General features: G+C 73.3%; 14 protein-coding genes and 1 pseudogene. 3 read left to right on the forward strand and 12 right to left on the reverse strand.

Annotated features, from left to right (window positions below; all coding sequences use genetic code 11):
* Positions 1-108: 108 nt before the first annotated feature.
* From ACZ4EF_RS08510 to ACZ4EF_RS08520, 3 genes are all read left to right on the forward strand, one after another.
* On the forward strand, positions 109-1272 hold the full coding sequence (locus tag ACZ4EF_RS08510) for an AraC family transcriptional regulator ligand-binding domain-containing protein (protein ID WP_467503464.1): 1164 nt from the start codon (positions 109-111) through the stop codon (positions 1270-1272).
* Positions 1273-1508: 236 nt separating this feature from the next.
* Positions 1509-2219 carry a ThuA domain-containing protein gene (locus ACZ4EF_RS08515; RefSeq protein WP_401856508.1) on the forward strand — a complete coding sequence of 237 codons (711 nt, stop codon included), beginning with the start codon at positions 1509-1511 and terminating at the stop codon, positions 2217-2219.
* A 135-nt stretch (positions 2220-2354) separates the two neighbouring features.
* Positions 2355-3164: a DUF6227 family protein gene (locus ACZ4EF_RS08520; RefSeq protein ID WP_391163211.1), complete on the forward strand. Its 810-nt coding sequence runs from the start codon at positions 2355-2357 to the stop codon at positions 3162-3164.
* Between the two features lie 25 nt (positions 3165-3189).
* On the opposite strand, the gene ACZ4EF_RS08525 is transcribed toward ACZ4EF_RS08520, so the two are convergent.
* The 12 genes and pseudogenes from ACZ4EF_RS08525 to ACZ4EF_RS08580 all read right to left on the reverse strand — a co-directional run bounded on the left by ACZ4EF_RS08525 (position 3190) and on the right by ACZ4EF_RS08580 (position 19233).
* Complete coding sequence (locus tag ACZ4EF_RS08525) at positions 3190-4260, reverse strand: carbohydrate kinase family protein (protein ID WP_401856509.1); 1071 nt, start codon at positions 4258-4260, stop codon at positions 3190-3192.
* Positions 4257-4763: a hypothetical protein gene (locus tag ACZ4EF_RS08530; protein ID WP_355346790.1), complete on the reverse strand. Its 507-nt coding sequence runs from the start codon at positions 4761-4763 to the stop codon at positions 4257-4259. The genes ACZ4EF_RS08525 and ACZ4EF_RS08530 overlap by 4 nt, the downstream gene beginning before the upstream one ends.
* A gap of 69 nt (positions 4764-4832) precedes the next feature.
* Positions 4833-5840 (reverse strand): hypothetical protein, encoded by a 1008-nt coding sequence (locus ACZ4EF_RS08535; RefSeq protein ID WP_467503467.1) that lies wholly within the window; start codon positions 5838-5840, stop codon positions 4833-4835.
* A gap of 265 nt (positions 5841-6105) precedes the next feature.
* Positions 6106-6717: pseudogene (locus ACZ4EF_RS08540) on the reverse strand (RNA polymerase sigma factor); the annotation flags it as partial.
* A gap of 504 nt (positions 6718-7221) precedes the next feature.
* The gene (locus ACZ4EF_RS08545) at positions 7222-8430 is read right to left on the reverse strand and encodes a glycoside hydrolase family 6 protein (RefSeq protein WP_355346796.1); all 1209 of its coding nucleotides are present in this window, start codon (positions 8428-8430) and stop codon (positions 7222-7224) included.
* Between the two features lie 189 nt (positions 8431-8619).
* Positions 8620-9525: a carbohydrate ABC transporter permease gene (locus ACZ4EF_RS08550; RefSeq protein WP_391163203.1), complete on the reverse strand. Its 906-nt coding sequence runs from the start codon at positions 9523-9525 to the stop codon at positions 8620-8622.
* A complete protein-coding gene (locus ACZ4EF_RS08555; RefSeq protein WP_467503470.1) occupies positions 9522-10418 on the reverse strand; it encodes a carbohydrate ABC transporter permease in 897 nt (298 codons plus the stop codon). Before ACZ4EF_RS08555 ends, ACZ4EF_RS08550 begins: the two co-directional genes overlap by 4 nt.
* A complete protein-coding gene (locus ACZ4EF_RS08560; RefSeq protein WP_467503471.1) occupies positions 10418-11725 on the reverse strand; it encodes an ABC transporter substrate-binding protein in 1308 nt (435 codons plus the stop codon). Before ACZ4EF_RS08560 ends, ACZ4EF_RS08555 begins: the two co-directional genes overlap by 1 nt.
* Positions 11726-11742: 17 nt before the next feature.
* Positions 11743-13179, reverse strand: coding sequence for an aldehyde dehydrogenase family protein (locus ACZ4EF_RS08565; RefSeq protein ID WP_467346133.1), 1437 nt, complete (start codon positions 13177-13179; stop codon positions 11743-11745).
* Positions 13180-13699: 520 nt separating this feature from the next.
* On the reverse strand, positions 13700-14881 hold the full coding sequence (locus ACZ4EF_RS08570) for an ROK family transcriptional regulator (protein ID WP_391045781.1): 1182 nt from the start codon (positions 14879-14881) through the stop codon (positions 13700-13702).
* A 179-nt stretch (positions 14882-15060) separates the two neighbouring features.
* Positions 15061-16341 carry an alpha-L-fucosidase gene (locus ACZ4EF_RS08575; protein ID WP_355346810.1) on the reverse strand — a complete coding sequence of 427 codons (1281 nt, stop codon included), beginning with the start codon at positions 16339-16341 and terminating at the stop codon, positions 15061-15063.
* 201 nt (positions 16342-16542) lie between these two features.
* Complete coding sequence (locus tag ACZ4EF_RS08580) at positions 16543-19233, reverse strand: glycoside hydrolase family 3 C-terminal domain-containing protein (RefSeq protein WP_467503474.1); 2691 nt, start codon at positions 19231-19233, stop codon at positions 16543-16545.

Consider the following 19233-nt stretch of genomic DNA (forward strand, 5'->3'; position numbering starts at 1 on the left):
CGCCACATGCCGCGTAAGCTGCCGGAACCCCTTCGCATGCACCACGCACCACGCACCACACACACCTCCCGACCCGACCCGACGAGCCGACTGCCCGAGGAGCCGGTCATGCCCCCCACCGCGACACCGCCCGTCGGCCCGGCAGGGCCCGCCGCCCCCGACCGGCTGACGGAGCCCGACCGGCTGACGGAGTGCGTCGTCGTGCCGCGCTTCATCGCCACCGCGGCCACCCCGAGCCTCGCGCAGGCGCGGCAGCTCGTACGGGCGGCGGGACTGCCGAACGTCCTGCACGGGCCGGAGACCGCGCGGACGCCCTCCGCGAACACCTACCGCCTCTGGGGCGCGATACTGGCCCGCACGGAGCGGCCGGACGCCGGGCTGCTGGCCGCCGCGGGCTACCGGCCGGGACTGCTCGACCTCTTCGACTACCTGCTGAGCACCGCGCCCACCGTCGGCGAGGGCCTGGCCAGGGCCGCCTCGTACATCCATCTGGTGAGCAGCAATTCGGTGCTGACCAGCACGGAGTCGGGCGACGAGGTGAGCGTGGAGTACGCAGTGCGGCGCGGTGACGACGAACTGCGGGGCGTCGTCGCGGAGTTCGCCCTGTCGGTGGTCACCTCGCAACTGCGCCACGCCACCGGGACGGCCCTCACCCCGCTGCGGGTCTCCTTCACCCACCGGCGGCCACGCGGACACGGCGGCTACGGGGAGGCGTTCGGCGACGCGCCGGTGGACTTCGACGCCGAGGCGGACGCGATCACGCTGCACCGCGCCGATCTGGAACGCCCGTTGGTCACCGCGGACCCGGCGCTCGCCGCGATCATGATGCGTACCGCGCGGACCGTACGGGTTCCACGGGCGGACACCGAGGGCGTCGCCGTGCCCGGTCTGCGCGAGGCGATCATCACCCAACTGCCCGACGGAAGGCCCTCGTTGGCCGAAGCGGCACGGCGGCTCGCGGTCAGCCCGCGCACCCTCCAGCGCCGTCTCGGCGAGTCGGGCACCACCTGGCGCGCCGAACTCGACGCCGTGCGCCGTGAACGGTCCGCCGATCCCCGGCACGCGGGCGGCGGCTCCGCCCAGCGCGCGGCCCGCCTCGATTTCGCCGAATCCCGGTCGCTGCGCCGCGCGATGAACCGCTGGGACGCGCGCGAGCGCGAGACCGGGCAGCATACGGACCGGGCGGACCAGGCGGATCGGGCGGACCAGGCGGAACAGGTGGGCCAGGACAGGGAAACGGAACGCGACAGGGAGTGGGGACGACGTGCGTGAGTCCGGTGAGCACACCGAGGGCGGCGACCCCGTCTGCTGGCTGAACCGCGTCTGCGACGAATGCGGCGCCTTCCGCGAGGACATGACGGCCCGCGCCTGCGCCCGCTGCGGTACGCCGTTCCCGACGGGTGACGGCGTCGGGCCGGGCCAGGCCCGCGAGCACCCCGACCGCACCGACCACGACTCCCCCTCCGACTTACCCCGCAGCCCGCCCCAGCCCGCAGAGAGCCGCCCGCATGCCCGGATCCGACCGCGTCCTCGTCTTCAGCGCCACCGCCGGGTACCGGCACGACTCCATACCGGCCGGGGCCGCCGCCCTCACCGAGATCGCGGCGGACCACGGACTGCGCGTCCACCACACCGAGGACAGCGCGGAGTTGGGGGCAGCCGTGCTCGACGGCTGCGCGGCCGTCGTCTTCCTCTCCCCCACCGGTGACGTCCTCGACGACCTGACCCGTCGTCACCTGCGGGCCTACGTCACGGACGGCGGCGGTTTCCTCGGCGTCCACGCCGCCGCCTGCGCGGAGGAGCACTGGCCGTACTACGAAGAGCTGGTCGGCGCCCGCTTCGACGGGCACCCGGAGATCCAGCGGGCCGAGGTGACCGTCGAGGACCGTACGCACCCGGCGACCGCGCACCTGCCGGAGCGCTGGACGTGGACCGACGAGTGGTACAACTTCCGCGCCGGTCCCCGCGATGCCGGCCGGGCCACCGGCGCGGACGCGGGCGTACGTGTGCTGGCCTCGGTGGACGAGCGGGGCTACACCGGCGGCACGATGGGCGCCGACCATCCGCTGGTGTGGTGCCGTCGCCTGGGTGCGGGCCGGTCGTTCTACACGGCGCTGGGCCACGACACGACGGCCTACGCCGACCCGGACTTCCGCGCCCACCTGCGCGGCGCGCTCCTGTGGTGCGCCGCGAAAGGCCCGTCCGCCGACGGGAACTGACGGCGGATCACGCAGCCGGAGGGCGCGCGGGGGCCAACCATGCGCCGCAAATCTGCGCGTTCGCGGGCGCAATCGGCTACCGCGCTACTACCCTGAGTCGCCGCGGGGTTGGCGAGGCGGAGCCGGGAGGGCCGGATGGACGCAGAGCCTAGGAACGGAACGGAGCCCGTACGGTCGGGCGGCCGGCCGGCGGAGCAGTTCGACCAGTTACTCCGCCGTGCGGAGAACGGGGAACGGGTGGAACCCGTCCTGGCCGCGGAGGTGCGCACCGCGCTGATGCACTACTGCGGCCTCCAGTCGTGCCGTCACACCAAGGGCCCGCCGCGCAAGCTGAACCGGCGCACCTTCCGGCACAGCTTCCTGCTGCCGGACGGCGCCGTCCGCGTGGTGTGGGAGCTCGAACACAACGCGGGGCCGGACGACGGCGCCGTGCACCGCGCCGTCTTCACCGAACGCGAGGACCTGACGCTCGCCGAGTGGGAGGTCGACGCGGTCTTCGGCGGCTCCCCGGGACCGCGCGACCTCGCCCCCGACGCGCCCGCGTCGCCTTACGAGGACACGTTGCCCGCGACCGCGACCGGGCTGCTCGCCGACACCCCCGACGCCTTCCGTCGCGCGTACACCGAGGGCGACTCCGCCGAGCACGCCTGGCGGCTGCTGCGCCGCGCGACCAACGCCAACGCGCCCGGCCAGGACGTCCGCGGCAGGCTGCGCGCCGCGATCGCGCACGACATCAGCATCGTCACCCGCCGCAGCGCCCTGATCCGGGGCCGCCATGTGTCGTGGTCGCTGTACGAGCACGCGTTCCTGCTGCTGGACGGCACCGAGGTGAGCCTGTGGGAGATCGACCACACCCGCACACCGAGCGGCGACCCGGTGTGCGAGGTCTACGCGTCGCAGGACGCGGCCCTGGACACGGCGGTACGGCGGATCGAGGCGACGTGAGGACGTCGATCCGTACGGGCACGGGCTAAAGGACGGCCCCCACCGCGCCGTTGGCCGCGGCACGCGCGCGGGCGACGGCCGCGGCGAGGTCGGCGGCGCCGATGATCTCCTCGTGGGTGCCGTGGCTCCCGCAGGCGTAGGCGCCGGAGACGGAACCGGCCAGCACGCACTCCGCCAGGTCGCGCCCGGCGAACCGGGCGTGCAGGAAGGCGGTGAGGAAGGCGTCACCGGCTCCGTTGCTGTCCACGACCGGGCGTTCGGGGGTGACGGCGGGGAAGTGCCGCGGCCGGTCGTCGCCGCGGGCCAGGACGTGGCAGCCCGCGGCGCCGTCGGTGGCGACGACCAGCGAGGCCCTGCCCCGCGCGACGATCCGCAGCATCACCGCGCCGATCCCCTCGCCCACCGAGGCGGCGCTGAGGAAGACGAGATCCGCGCCGTACGCCCACGGGTGGGCGGAGGCGTCCTCGCCGTCCCAGGCGTGCAGGTCGGTGGAGACGGTGCGGCCCAGCCGGGCGGCGTCGGCGAACACGTCCTGGGCCAGGGGCGATCGGGAGATGTGCACATGGCGGGCGCGGGCCAGGTGGGGCAGGTAGAAGGCGCTCGGCAGCCGCAGGCCGTCCGGGTGGCGGCCGTCGTAGAAGGAGAAGCGCCGCCCTTCGCGGTCGACCAGGTTGACGCTGCGCGGGGTGCCCGCGGGCGCGGGCAGATGGCTGAAGTCGAGCCCGGCGGACGCGTACCGCTCCAGGATCATCCGGCCCTGCGCGTCGTCGCCGAGGAAGTCGATGAATTTGGTGGTCAGGCCGAGCGCGTGGAAGCCGAGGGCGACGCCGTTGCCGGTGTGCGCGACATAGTCGCGGATCGGCGGGACGCCGACCGAGTCGCTGTCGGGGATGGCGAAGTCGTCGACCCGCACGATGGTGTCCACGCCGGTGCCGCCGACCACGAGGACGTCGTAGTCGGGGCTCGCGGAACCGGGGCTCGCAGAACCGGCGCTTTCGGAACCTGGGCTTTCGAAACCGGCGCTTTCGAAACCGGGCGCGTCCGCGCCCCGTACCTCGGCGTCCGTCGCGTCGCGGCCCCGCGGTGCGGTGGTCATCGGCGGTCTCCCTCGTGGTCACCGCGGCGCGCGGCGTGGTCCTGGTGCGCGGTCAGTATCAGCAGCGAAAGCCGGGACAGCGGCGGCACCGGGTCGGTGCGGCCCGCCCGCTGCCAGGCGATGATGATCGTCAGTCTGATCATCTTCCGGGCGACGTACAACAGCAACGCGGCCATGGGCAGTTCGGCGAGGCCGGCGGTGAGCAGCGAGCCGACCCTGTCGTCGCTGTTCCAGTCGAGGACGACGTCGAACCAGGCGTCGCAGATCAGCAGGGTGCCGGTGACGATCGCCCACGGGATGAAGATCTGGAGCCGCCGCCAGGCGCACAGCGCGGTGACGCCGATCGCGAGGATCAGCGCGCAGTCGAAGCCGACCCACGCGAAGCGCCACTGGCTGACCACCCGGTGGCTCGGGAGGCTCGCCAGCAGGTAGCCGATCCAGGGGATGAGGAAGATGAAGCTTCCGGTGACGACCGCGAGGAACATCTGGCGCATGTGACGCACGTGAGGATCGTGCGGCGAGGGAACCCCGGTAAGCATGGCGTCCACTGTGCCGGATCGTCGCTCCGGAGGTCACCTCACGGTCGTCCCGTGGTCGTGTGTCGCGTTCTCGTCACTCTTTCCCTGCCCGGAGGAGTCGTCCGAGCCGGAATTCGACCCCGCGCCGGAGCCCTGCTCCGAGCCGGAATTCGACCCCGCGCCCGAGCCGGAGTCCTGGCCGGGGGCCGTGGCGCCCGGCGACGGCGGCGCGGACGTGCCCGGCCCGGTCGGCGCGCCCCCGGTGGGCCAGGTGTAGCCGTCGGTGTCGACGGGGTCGGTCGTGGCGGCCGGGGCGGACTGCCCGTGCGCGAGCACCCGGCGGCAGTAGTCGGCGATCCGCTCCTTGCGGCCCGCCTCCCCCTGGAGCCGGGCGACCAGCCACGGATCGGCGTGCCCGCCGTGCCGGGTGGCCTGCGTATAGCCGCGGCACAGCGCCTTGAGCACGGCCTGGTGGTTCCGGTCCGACGGCTTGTACGGGCCGGGGTGGTGCGGGGCACGCGGGTCGCCGTGCCGGTGTCCCCCGTCGTCCCCGGTGGGGGACGGCGAGGCGCCGCGGGGCGCGTCGGTGCCGGGCGCGGGCGGGGAGGTCGTGCGCGGTACGGCCGCCCCAGGTCCGTCGGCGGTCCCGCCGGCGCCACCGGCGGCGAGGGGACCCGCGTGGAAGGCGCCGCCGCGGAAGGGTCCGGGCAGCACGCCGGTCCCGGCGGCCACGGCGACCCCGCTCACCGCGAAGACCGCGACCAGTCCCCCGGCCAGCGCCTTCGCGGACCGCCCCGACACCACCAGCCGCCGTCCCTCGTCGGCGCCGCCGGTACGGCGCGCGGCCCGGAAGGCGGCCAGCGCGGCCTGTTCGCGCTCGGGGTCGACCTCGGTGTCCCCGGACGCGGCCGTCAGCAGCCGCAGCAGTGTGAAGAACCGGGCGTCGGCGACCTCGTGGAGGGTGCCGGGTTCGGCGGGGCACTCGCCCTTGGTGACGACGCTCAGCAGCCGTTCGGCGGTCACCGGGTCCGGCCAGGTGCCCACGTCACGTCCGTCGTCCATCTCACGCCTCCCCGGCATCGTCACCCACCACCTCGTCGGCGCCGCCGCGCCCCGGCCCGTCCGCGCCCGCGACCCGTCGGCGTCCGACGACCGCCGGCCCGCCCGAGTCCGTACCCGCGATGTCCGTGCGCGCGGTTTCACCACGCGCGATGTCCTTACCTCCGGCGCCCGTACCGGCCGGGTCCGTGACGTCCGCGTCCGTAGTGCCGACCTCCCCGCCGGATTCCGCGGGCGCCACCGCGCGTCCGCGCGGCTCGCGGGCTCCGGCGCCCAGCTGTTGGGCGAGGCGGCGCAGGCCGCGGTAGGCGGCGGTGCGTACGGCGCCGGGGCGTTTGCCGAGGACGTCGGCCGCCGCGGGTGCGCTCAGGCCGATCACGACGCGGAGCAGGACGGCCTCGGCCTGGTCGCGCGGGAGCGCGGCGATCAGGGCGAGCGCGCGGGCGGTGGACAGATTGTCGAGGGCGGTGCCCGCGGAGTCGGGCACGGGGACCGGCTCGGCCGCGGCGGGGTCGAGGACGGTGGTGCGGGGGCGGGACTTGAGCCGGCGTACGTGGTCGAGGGCGCGGTGCCTGGCGATGGTGGCCGCCCAGCCGCGGAAGGCGGCGCCGTCACCGCGGAAGGCGTGCAGGTCGCGGACGATGTCGTGCCAGGTGTCGGAGGCGATGTCGTCGGCGTCGTCGCCGACCAGGCCGCGCAGGTAGCCGAGCAGCATCGGCTGCACCTCGCGGTAGACGACGGTGAACGCGGCCTCGTCCCCGGCTCTCGCGCGGGTCACCGCGCGGCCGAGTTCCCCGCCGTCCGTCCCCGCGCGCCGTCGCGTACCGGCCCTGACCACCGCGTCCTCTTCGTACGTCGCGGCACCGCGCACCGTGCCCATGCCCCCGGAGCGGCCGGACCCCCGGGGTTGCCGTCCCGTCTCGTACAGCGTCGCGGCCCCGGCAGGTGTCACCGCGGACCCCGTCCGGCGCGGGACGGCTCGGCGGTACGTCGTTCCGGGTGCGGGCGTACCGGGCCCGCGCCCGTGGGACCTGCGAACCGGCGGGCGCGGCCGGGAGGCGGACCGTACTGTGTGCGCGCCGGACCGTGCATACCGCCTCCGCTCAGCGAGCCGACCGCTCCCGGTGGGCGGTGCGTGGCTCTACTCCCCACAGCGCCCACGGCGGCGAAAGCGTCACTCGCGCCCCACACGCCACGACCGGCGGACGGTCGCCTTCCGGTCCACGGGAGCGGGCGGCGGCGGAGCGGGGGCTCGAGTGGGCGCGGGTGGTCGGGGGTCGGACGGGCGCGGGTCGGACCGGCGGGGACGGGAAAGCGCACGGCCGCCTTCCCCGCCCTGCCGCGAGCGGGGAGAGCGCGGTGGCGGGGAAGGCGGCCGGCGGCATCAGTGCGGCAGCAGCGGCGGGTTGGCCCGGCGGACCAGTTCCAGCGCCTGCTGGGTGAACCACGCGCCCGCCGCCGGGTCCGCGTAGCCGCGTTCCGGGTCGTTCGGGCCCGCGGTGCCGCGGGTGCACTGGCCGTCGGACTCGCCCGGGATCTTCACCCAGAGCTTCGCGTCGGCCAGCGGGTCGCCGGTGTTCAGGGTCGGCCTGGCCCCGAGGCCGCGGCCGGGGGGATTGCACCAGTCCTGCGCATCGGTGTAGACGCCGGACGGCGGGGTCCAGGGGCCCTGGCCGTTGCGGCTGGTGTCGGTGACGAAGTGCTTCATGGCGGACGGCGCGGTGTGCACGTTCGCGGTCAGCCAGGTCTGCGCGTCGTTGACCGGCCAGTACTGGTTGGGGCAGGCGGCGGTGTCGCCGCCGCCCGCCGCGTAGGCGAGGCAGGACGAGATGAGCTTGCCGTACCAGGCGAGTTCGCTGTCCGAGCGGTAGTTGGAGATGTTCAGGTAGAAGCCGGTGGCGTCGCCGACGCCCGCCTCCACCAGCCGGGGGACGATGTCGTTGACGTTGTGCCAGCCGCTGTGGCCCGCGTCAAGGTAGACCTTGGTGCCCGCCTGCGGCTCCAACGCCTCGACGGCGTAGTGGATTTCGTCGTAGCGCGCGGCCGTGAGGGTGCCCTGCGCGTCGTCGGCGCCGCAGTCGGACGGGAGCAGCGCCAGCGAGTCGGGTTCGAGGATCACCGTGGCGGGCTGCGCCCCGATGCCGCGCTTGACGGCGTCGATCCACGCCTCGTACTCGGCGGTGTTGGCGGCGCCGCCCGCCGAGTACTGGGCGCAGTCGCGGCCGGGGATGTTGTAGAGCGCGAGCACCGGCAGCGCGTGGCGGCGGGCGGCGTCGGTGACGGTCTTGTGGACCGAGCTCTCCACCTGGGCGGGTGTCCCGTCGCCGTACCAGACGGCCTGCGGGGTCAGGGTCATCGCCAACACCCCTGCCGCGTCCCGGAATTGCCCGTGCCGCAGCAGGTCCAGGATCTGCCGGTTCCCGTCCGCGTTGGCGGGCGGGGTGTAGAGCGCGGCGGGCGGGCGCGGGGCGGGGTTCGTGCCGTGACCGGTCGTCGCGTGCGCCGGGGCGACGGCGACGGCGGCCAGCGCGGCGGTGGCCGTGGCGGCGGTGACGAGCGTACGGGCGGTACGTGCGCGGACGCGTGCGGGCATGCGGGTGGACTCCTCGGTACGGCGGGACGGAGTGCGGGCGCTGTCCGGGCGACGCTGAGTGGGAGCGCTCCCATGAACGGCTAGGGGAATTAACTCCTCATAGCGCGGCGCCGTCAATCCCCTGTGCGGGCTTCAAGAAATGAAGCCCGCACAGGAGCGGGGACCCGGCACAGGCGCGAGCCAGGAACCCTACTTGAGCGCCCCCGTCACCAGATCGATTCGCCAGAACCGCTGGAGCGACAGGAAGAGCGCGATCACGGGAACGACCGACAGCAGCGTGCCGGTCACCACCAGCGAGTACAGCGACGCCTCGTCGGCGCCGTGCCGCAGCAGGCTGTACAGACCCACGGTGAGCGGGAATTTGTCGTCGCTGGTGAGCATCACGTACGGCAGGAGGAAGTTGTTCCAGATCGCGATGAACTGGAGCAGGAACACCGTGACCAGGCCGGGGCCCATCAGCCGCAGCCCCACGGAGAAGAACAGCCGGGCCTCGCCCGCGCCGTCGATCCGCCCGGCCTCAAGCAGCGAGTCGGGCACCGCGGCGGCGGCGTAGATCCGGCACAGGTAGATGCCGTACGGGTTGAACAACTGCGGGAGCAGCACGCCGATCAGACTGTCCGTCATACCGGCCTTGGACAGCAGCAGATACTGCGGCACGGCGAGCACGATCTGCGGCAGCAGCACTCCGGCGAGGATCGTGTTGAACAGCGCGGTACGGCCGCGGAAGGCGTATTTGGCCAGCGCGTATCCGGTCGCGGCGGAGACGAAGGAGGCGAGCAGGCCGCCGACCGCCGCGTAGAAGAAGCTGTTGAGCATCCAGCGCCAGAAAATGCCGTGCTGATAGTCCGTCAAGTCCCTGATGTTGCGCAGCAGTCCGAGGTCGGGCGAGGGGACGTAGGTGGCGGTGGAGAAGAGTTTGGTGCGGGATTTGGTGGCCGCGATCAGGATCCAGAGCGTGGGCACGACGCAGTAGAGCGCGCCGAGGACGAGCGCGGCGGTGGGGAGGAACGCGATGCGGGGGCGGGGGGCCGGCGCGCCGCGCTCCTGGCTCTCGCGCGGCGGGGCGCCCGCGGGCGCGGTGGTCACGGTGGTCACTTGGCCTCCCGCTGGACCCGGGACTGGATGACGCGCGCGGTCACGAAGGAGACGGCGAGCGCGGCGACGGTCAGGACGACGGAGGTGGCCGCCGCCGCGTGGATGTCGGAGTTGCCGAAGGCGTCGTCGTAGATCTTCATCAGCGGCACCCAGGTGGAGGAGACGGCGTTGGACAGCGGCTTGAGGGTGTTGGGCTCGTTGAAGACCTGGAGCGCGGCGAGCACCGTGAACAGGCAGCACATCACCACCGCGGGCATGACCAGCGGTACCTTGATCCGCAGCACGATCTGCCACTCGGTCGCGCCGTCCAGCCGCGCCGACTCGTGGAGTTCGGCGGGCAGCGCGCGCACCGCCGTGTAGATCACGATCGTGTTGAAGCCGACCGCGCCCCACACCGCCATGTTGGCGACCGAGAAGAAGACCGCGGTCCGTCCGAAGAAGTCGACGTGGTCGCCGCCGATCGGGCTGGTGGCGGGCAGGTAGAGGAAGCCCCACATCAGCGAGGCGATCACGCCGGGGACCGCGTACGGCAGGAAGATCGTCAGCCGGGTGATCCGCTTGAGCCGGGTGCGTTCCATGTCGAGCAGCACCGCGAACAGCAGCGCGAGGAACACCGTCCCCGGCACGGTGATCGCGCCGAGCGCCAGCATCCGCGTGACACCCGACCAGAGGTCGGAATCCCCCAGCACGTCACGGTAGTTGGCCAGACCCGCCCATACGGTGTGGGTGCCGCCGCCGAGCAGCCCGCCGTTGACCTTGCGGCGCTGGAAGCTGAGCAGCAGCGCGTAGAGCCCGGGGGCCACGACGAAGGCGGCGAAGAGCAGGACGGCGGGCAGGACCAGCAGATACGGGAACCGGCCGGTCCTGCGCGCGGTGGTCGTCTGACGCTCCATCAGCCGACCGTGAATCCGAGCTTCTTCATGTCCGCGACGGTGGCGCTCTGCATGGCGTCGAGCGCGCCCTTGAACGAACCGCCGCCCTGGAGCGCCTTGCTGAAGTTGTCGGTGTAGCCGGTGAAGGTCACGGTGACGTCGGGTCCCCACATCGGGAAGCTGCGCGCGGCCGGCGCGACCTTCTTGACCTGCGCGTAGAAGTCCGGCTGGTTCGGGAAGAACGCGGGCGCGGCCTGGAGCACGGGCAGCGAACGGCCCGCGGTGGCGGCGGGATAGACGTTGATCTGCTTGACCTGCTCGGTGACCGCCGCGTCGTCGGTGTTCAGCCAGGACGCGAACGCGGCGGCCTCGGCCGGGTGCCGGGAGTCGCTGGTGACGGTGGTGGCGGAGCCGCCCCAGATGCCGGTGGCGGGGTCTCCGGCCGTCCACGCGGGCAGCGGCGCGACCGCCCACTTGCCCTTGGTGGCGGGCGCGATGCCGCCGATCTGCGCGGGCGCCCAGGCGCCGGAGATCCAGGTGAGCAGGGTCCCGTCGTTCATCTGCTTGTTCCACTGCGGGCTGAACGACGGATTCTTGGCGATCACGCCGTCGTCGACCAGGCCCTGCCAGTAGTCCGCGACCTTCACCGTCGGCGCGCCCGCGATGTCGACCTTCCAGGTGGTTCCGCTGGTGGTCCACCAGTCGGCGCCCGCCTGCTGGGCGAGGCCGGTGAACCAACCGGGGTCCGCCGCGTCGAAGTTGGTCAGATACGCCTTGGGCGCCTTGGCCCGCAGCGTCCTGGCCGCCGCCGCGTACGCGTCCCACGTCGTCGGTACGGCCAGGCCGTACTTCGTGAACAGGTCGGCGCGGTAGAAGAGCATCAGCGGGGCGACGTCCTGCGGGACGCCGTACACCTTGCCCTCGAACACCGTGCTCCTCAGGGTCGGTTGGTCGAATTTCCCGACGGTGTCCTTGGTGTACTCGGTGATGTCCCGCACGACGCCCTTGGAGACCAGCGCGGGCAACGACTGGTACTCGACCTTGGCGATGTCCGGACCGTTCTTCGCCTCGTGCGCGGTGATCATCTTGGCGACCAACTGGTCACCGCCCGCCGGGTTGGAGAGCTTCACGTGGATCTCGGGGTGCGCCGTGTTCCACTTGGCGACGACCTTGTCCATGTTCGGGTCCCAGTCCCAGAAGGACAGTTCGACCTTGCCCTTCCCGCTCGGCTCCTGGCCGGACTTCTTGTCCGATCCGCCGCCACAGGCCGCCGTCGTCACCAGCAGCCCTGCCGCCACCAGCACAACGGCGGCTCTTGTCCGTGTCACGCCCATGGGGTGGTTCCTCAGCTCTCGTCGGTGGCGGGCGCGGTGGCCCAGTCGGGAAGGTTCAACGGCGTGCGCTGGAGGCCGATCCACTGCCGCCGCGTGAAGCCGGGCATCTGGTTCTCCGCGCCGTGCCTGGCGTGCGCGTCGTTGACGTGCACCTCGCCCGCCGCGAGCCGCTCCGCGACGGACAGACCGCGGATCAGATCCCGCGTGAAGACCGAATTCATCAGCATGGGTAGGCCGTTGGTCAGCGCCACGGCCTCCTCCTCGGTGTCGACCACCGTCACCGGGATCACCGGCCCGAAGACCTCCTCCCGGAACGCGGGCATCCGCGGCGTCACCCCGGTCAGCACCGTCGGCCGGTAGAACAGCCCCTCGTACGTGCCGCCGGTCACCAGCCGCGCGCCCATCGCCAGCGACGGCTCCACGATCGTGCGGTGCAGCCGGTCGAGCTGCGCCCGGCTGATCAGCGGTCCCAACGCGTTCCCCGCGTCGAACGGGTCCCCCACCTTCAGCGCCGCCGCCCGCCGCACCACGGCCTCCACATACGCGTCCGCGACGGCCCGCTGCACGATGTGCCGACTGGCGCTGATGCACGTCTGCCCCTGGAACTCCAGCGACGCCACCATCGCGCAGTCCGCGGCCAGTTCCACATCCGCGTCGTCCAGCACCACGAACGCGTTGCTGCCGCCCAACTCCAGCCGGATGTCCCGCAACTCCCCCGCCGCAGCCCGGCTGATCGCCAGCCCCACCTCCCGCGACCCGGTGAAGTCCAGCATGTCCACCCCCTGATGCCGCGCCAACGCCCACCCGGCCTCCGGGCCCTCCCCCGTCACCACGTTCAACACCCCGCGCGGCAGCCCCACATGCTCGGCCGCCTCCGCCAGCACCTGCCCCCCGATCACCGGCGTCAGCTCCGCCGGTTTCAGCACCACCGTGTTCCCGAACGCCAACCCCGGCGCCACCGCCCGCATCGCCAGATTCATCGGGTAGTTCCACGGCGTGATCAGCCCCAGCACCCCGAGCGGCACCACCCGCGACAGCGACAGCTTCCCCGCCTTGTATGGCGGCAGGATCTCCCCCGCGTTCTCGCTCACCTGCACCGCCGACAAGGCGAGCTGCCGCACGCTCGTCCCCACCTCGTCCTCGGCCTTCGCCCTCACCCCGCCCGTCTCCCGCATGCTCTGCTCGACCAGCTCCCCGAACCGGTCCTCCAGATACCGCCCCAACTCCCGCACATACCGGCCCCGTTCCGGCGCCGCCAGCCCCGCCCACCCCGGCTGCGCCGCCCGCGCCGCCGCCACCGCCCGGTCCACGTCCTCCGCCGCCCCCAGCGCGTACCGCCCGATCTCCCGCCCCGTCGCCTTCTCCTCCACCACCCCGCTCCTCCGCGACGCCGCCGCCACGAACTCGCCGTCGATGTACAGCCGACCGTCTCCGGGATGCGAGGGCATACGTTCTCCAAGGAAGGGGGTACCGAAATGAGCCGCCTTTTTCTTGGACTTAAACTAAGTAGCGACCGATCACCGGTCAATCCGTCGCACACAACTTTTTCCCGGGCCCCACATCCCCCAGCCGGTTCCCCACCAGCTCACCGCCCCGCCCCGGGGTTCACCGCACGGGTGCCCCTGCACGAGGGGCTGCGCCCCTACGGCACCGCTGCGCAGGTGGGGTTCGCCGGTAGCCAGCGAGCCAAAGGCGGCGCCGGTGTCGAAAGCGACGATGAGCAGGGAGCGAGGAACGAGCGACCGTCGAAGAGGAGCGTCGACACCGGATCTAAGCCGCCGGAGGCGAGAGGGCGGCAAAAAAGGGAAGGACGGTGCGCCTGCGCAAGAGGGCTCCCACGCACGGTTCGCCGCACCGGTGCGCGAACGCGGGACGGTGACCCGCACCGGTTCGCCGCCACGGCACCCCCACCCAAGACCGCTCCCCGCCGCAGCACCCCCGCACCACCGACCAGACGCGAACCGCCCCCTACCCCCCCGTCAACACCCCGTGCACCGGCAGCGTCGCCGCGCCCAGCGCCACCGCCTCCGGGCCCAGGCGGCCCAGTTCCACCGCCGTGCCCGCCGCCAGGTAGTCGAGCGTGTGGCGGCGCATCGCGTCGCGTACGGCGGGGAGCATCGTCGGGCCCATGGCGCCGCTGACCCAGCCGGAGAGGATGACGCGGTCGGGGCTGAGCAGATTGATCAGGTTGGCGATGCCGATGCCCAGGTACTCCGCGGTCCAGCGGACCGTGTCGGCCGCCGGGCCCGGCCGGGAGGCGGCGGCGACGAGCGCGGCGACGCGCGCCTCGGTGCCGACGCCGGGGAGTTCGGGGGCGCCGGGGATGCGCCCGTAGTGGCCGAGGATGGCGTCGGCGCCGACGTACGCCTCCAGGCAGCCGTGGGAGCCGCAGCGGCACGCGGCGCCGCCCGCCTCGACGACGGTGTGGCCCCACTCGCTGGTGGTGCTGGTGACGCCGCCGGGCGAGCCGGTGGCGACGGCGGCGCCGACGCCGACCGCGAGCAGCGCGACGATGGCGCGTTCGGCGCCCCGGCCCGCGCCGCGCCACATCTCGGCCTGGCCGAGCGTGCGGGCACAGTTGTCGAGGTGCAGGGGCGCCGCGATGTGCGGCCTGAGCAGCGCGTCGAAGGGGACGTCCGACCAGCCGAGGGTCGGCGCGTGGACCGAGCCGTCGGGCAGGACGGCGCCGGGCACGCCGACGCCCACGCCGAGCAGGGTGCCGGTGTCGACGCCCGCCTTGGCGGTGACCTCCTCGATGCCCGCCGTCACGAGCCCGGCCAGCACCGCGGGGTCGGGCCGTCCGGTGTCCATCGGGTAGGTGGCGGTGGCGAGGGTGTCGAGCGTCCAGTCGAAGAGCCCGACCTGGACGTGGGTCTCGCCGATGTCGACCCCGGCCACCTGCCCGTATCCGGGCCGCACTTCGAGGAGCGTGCGGGGACGGCCGCCGTCGGAGTCGAGCAGTCCCGCCTCGGCGACGAGGCCGTCCGCGACCAGGTCGGTGACGACGTTGCTGACGGTGGCGGAGCTGAGCCCGGTGGCGCGCATCAGGTCGTAGCGGCTGGCGGGGCCGTGCAGATAGAGCCGGGTCAGCACCGATGTGCGGTTGTGCCGACGCAGGTCCCTCGTCGTCCGGCCCACGTCGCGCGTCACCGGGCTCCCTCCACGATGTCGGTCGGACACGGCACCCCCGGGAGAGCGCAGTACAGGGCACATAGTGCCAGATCACCCACTCTCCGCTTTGGGGAGCACTCCCCAGGAACCAAGACATCGGATGCTTACGGGTTAACTCACCCCTTCCCACCGACCCGCGGCCGTCCTTGGACCACTCCTCACACCCGTCCCGTCCCCCGGTAGAGGTCGAGTTCGCCGTCCAGTTCCACGGCCAGCACGGTGGCGTGCTCGTCCACGTCGCCCGCCGAGGGCGCGTCGATCCACAGCACTCCCGGTACGTCGTGCAGGCCGCCGGTGACCTCGTGGCCGAGTTCGGCACCGGTGCCCACCACGGTCACGCGGCGTACGGCGTTGCGCAGGCCGCGCAGTGAGACCGTCTCACGCGGGGCGTCGAAGCAGGTCAGGTAGAGGGTGCGGCGGTCGGCGGAGAGGGTGCTCGGACCGTAGTGGTGACCGGCCGGGAGTCCGGCGACGGTGCCGTAGACGGCGGCGGAGTGCCGGGCGATCCAGTCGCCGAGCCCTTCGAGGCGGGCCGCCTGCTCCGCGGTGATCGTGCCGTCCTCGCGCGGGCCGACGTCCAGCAGCAGATTGCCGCCCGCGCCGATCGTCTCGGTGAAGTAGCGCACGAGCTGGCCGACCGACTTCTGGTGGTCGTCGTGGCCCTGGTAGCCCCAGGAGTCGTTGACAGTCAGGCACAGCTCCCAGGGGCCGTCGGGGGCCTGGAGCGGGACGCCCTGCTCGGGGGTGGCGTAGTCGCCGCGGCTGAACATCCGGGCGTTGAAGACCGTCTCGGGGTTGACCGCGAGGACGGCGTCGGCGAGCGTGTCGATGCCCCACTGCTCCTCGGCGCGCTCCCACTCGCCGTCGAACCACAGCAGGTCGGGGCGGTACCGCTCGGCCAGTTCCACGACCTGGGCGTCGCGGTAGCCGAGGTAGCGCCGCCAGGCGGCGGGGTCCTCCGCGCCCGGCGCGGGGGCGCTGAGCGGGTTGTCGTTGACGGCGGCCTGGAGCGGGTCGGGGTCGGGGTGCCGTACGGACGGGTAGTCGGGGTGCGACCAGTCGGAGTGGGAGTAGTAGAAGCCGACCTTGAGCCCTTCGGCGCGCAGCGCGTCGGCGTAGCCGCCGAGCAGGTCGCGGCCCGCGGGGGTGTCGCGGGTGACGGACAGGCCGTCCTCGCGGGCGGTGTCCCACAGGGCCACGCCGTCGTGGTGACGGGCTGTCAGCACGGCGTAGCGGGCGCCGGCGCGGGCGAACAGCCGCGCCCAGTCGTCCGGTTCGTACGCGGCGGCGGTGAACCCCGCGAGCTGTTTCATGTACCGCTCCCGGGTGACCTGCCCGGTGTAGAAGGACCACGACTCGGGGACGCCGTCGACGGCGTAGATCCCGTAGTGGATGAAGATGCCGAGCTTGGCGTCGGCGAACCAGGGCTGCATGGGCATGGGGCGCGTCCTCGCGAGACGATACATCGGATGTGTTGCCGGGACGCGTTGACCTTACGGTTCGCCGGTCCGGGCAATCAATCCCCCTCAGGATCCCTCAGGAACCCCCAGGCTCCACCGGATCAGGACCGGGCCGGAGTGTGCCCGGGGGACGCCCCCGACTGTCAGGTGAGGGGGGCGCCCCGGTCTCGGTGCGTTCTCTCAGAACGCCAGTGGCGCGGAGAGCGGCAGCCGGGCGGCCGTGGGCCCGGCGTACAGCGTGTACGGGGCCGGGCGGCTCCGCCAGCGTCCTTCCGCGGGTGACCACCGCTGGAACGACCGTGCTGCCACGTGAACTTCCGCCACGACATCCTCACCGGGCTCGGCCCGGACCGCGGTAAATCCGGCCAGTCGCGGTCCACCGTTGTCATAGTCGCCGTCGGGCCCGGTGCCGAGGTAGACCTGGACGACCTCGCGGCCGGCACGCGCCCCGGTGTTGCGCAGCGCGACCCGTACCACGATGTCCCGTTCCCCGCTCTCACCTGCGGATTCGCCGTGGCCCGAGGTCTCCTCCGCCGCCTCGGGCACGTCCAGCAACCGGTAGTCCCAGGTGGTGTAGCCGAGCCCGTGACCGAACCAGTACGCGGGTTCCGCGCCCGCCCTGCGCCACGCACGATGGCCGATATACGGCCCTTCCTCGTACGGCAGCACACCGTCTGCGGGAGTGGTGGACGGCAGGGGCGCGCCCTCGGCGAGTCCGGCCCAGGTGGTGGGCAGCCGCCCGCCGGGCTCGGCGTGGCCGAACAGCACGTCGGCCAGGCCGTGTCCGGCCTCCTGGCCGGGGAACCAGCTCAGCAGCACCGCGGGGACGCTCTCCCGCCAGGGCAGTTCGACCGGTCCGCCGGAGTTGACGATCACCACGGTACGGGGGTTGGCGGCGGCGACCGCGGCGACGAGTTCGTCCTGGCGGCCGGGGAGCGCGAGCGACGTACGGTCGAAGCCCTCGCTCTCGATCTCGTCGGTGGTGCCGACGACCACGACGGCCACGTCCGCGTCGCGGGCCAGCGCCACGGCCTCGGCGATCGACTCGTCCTCGTCGCGGCGCGGCGGGTCGGCGGCCAGCGCGACCGCGAAGCCGTCGTCCGCCTCCCAATGGCGGGTGGCGACCAGCAGCAGTTCACCGCCCGCCGTCACCTGCCGGGACGCCACCCGGAAGGACGGTGTGACATGGACATATGTGGGGTCCCGCGATTCGGGCCGCACATAGGTGTCGATCAGCGTCTCGCCGTCCGCCCGCAGTGTGACCGCGCCGAGGCCGACGACGGCGAACCGCCACTCCCCCGTGACATCCGGTGTGACCAGGGCGCTGACCTCGACGGCCACCGCGGTGGCGGCGAGTTCCGGCGCGTCGCCCGACTCCAGGATCCGGCCGCTGAGCCGGTGCTCGGCGTGGATCTCGGCGCCGTCGGCGGCGAGGTAGCGGACCAGGACGCCGGGTGCGCCGCTGCGCGGGTCGCGGGAGTTGCCGCTGTGCAGCGGGGTCGGGCGGGTGGTGAGGACGACGCCCTCGGCGTGCACGACCTCGGCGCTGTCGCCGACCGCGTCCCTGATGCCGTCGAGCGGCGAGACGACCTCGATCGGGAAGACGCCCGCGCTGCCGCCGCCCTGGACGCGCGCGGCGGCGGCGTTCGGGCCGAGTACGGCGATCCGCGGCGGCCCGCCGTCCGGACCGTCCTGGCCGGTCCCTCGTCCGGGGGCCGGGTCGAGCGGCAGCAGCCCGCCCTCGTTGCGCAGCAGGACGCTCGCGGCGGCGACCGCGCGGCGCAGCAGGGCGCGGGCGTCGTCGGACACGACCGGCGCGGCGGTCGCCGGAGGGGTCGCTCGTGTTTCGCCGTGGGCTTCCAGGGGTGACAAGGTCCCCTGGAAGCCCTCCAGCGCACCGACCCGTGCGGCGAGCCGCAGGAATCGGCGGACCTTGTCGTCGATCACCGTCTCGGGCACCCGGCCCTCGCGGACCGCCGCCACCAGCGGCTCGCCCCACAGCGGGTGCGGCCCCGGCATCGCGAGGTCCTGCGGGGCGAGCGCCGACTCCTCGGTGGACCGGACCGCGCCCCAGTCGGAGACCACGACCCCGTCGAAGCCCCAGGTGCCCTTGAGCGGTTCGGCCAGCAGCGGGCTCTCGGACATGGTGATGCCGTTGACCGCGTTGTACGCGGACATCACCACCCACACGCCCGCGCGCACCGCGGCCTCGAAGGGCGCCATGTACACCTCGCGCAGGGTGCGTTCGTCGACGCGGGCGTCCAGCGTCAGACGTTCGGTCTCCGAGTCGTTCGCCACATAGTGCTTGGCGGTGGCCGCGACGCCGCCGGCCTGGACGCCGCGGATGTACGCGGCGGCCGTGCGTCCGGTGAGCAGCGGGTCCTCGGAGTAGCACTCGAAGTGCCGTCCGGCCGCCGGGGTCCTGTGCAGGTTGAGGGTGGGGGCGAGCATGATGTCGATCCGCTTGCGGCGGGCCTCCGCGGCGAGCAGACCGCCCAGTTCGGCGACGAGTTCCTCGTCCCAGCTCGCCGCGAGCGCGGTCGGCGACGGCAGGACGAGCGCGGTGTCGCGTTCGTCCCAGCGCTCGCCGCGTACGCCCGCGGGCCCGTCGGACACGCCCATCTCCCGCAGGCCGACGGCCGGTTCGCCCTGCGTCCTGAAGGAACTGGCGCCGGAGAGCAGCCGGACCTTGGCGGGGAGGTCGAGCTTGGCGACGAGCGCGTCCAACTCCGCGTCGGACGGGGCGGGTTCCGCCTCCGACGCGGGCTGTGACGCGGACCCCGGCGCGGGCCCCGACCCGTTCCCCGACGCGGGATCGGACAGCGTCGCGGGCCCGGGAAGGGGCAGGGACTCGGACTCGGGAGTGATCAT

Source organism: Streptomyces sp. NPDC025721 (genome assembly GCF_055558595.1).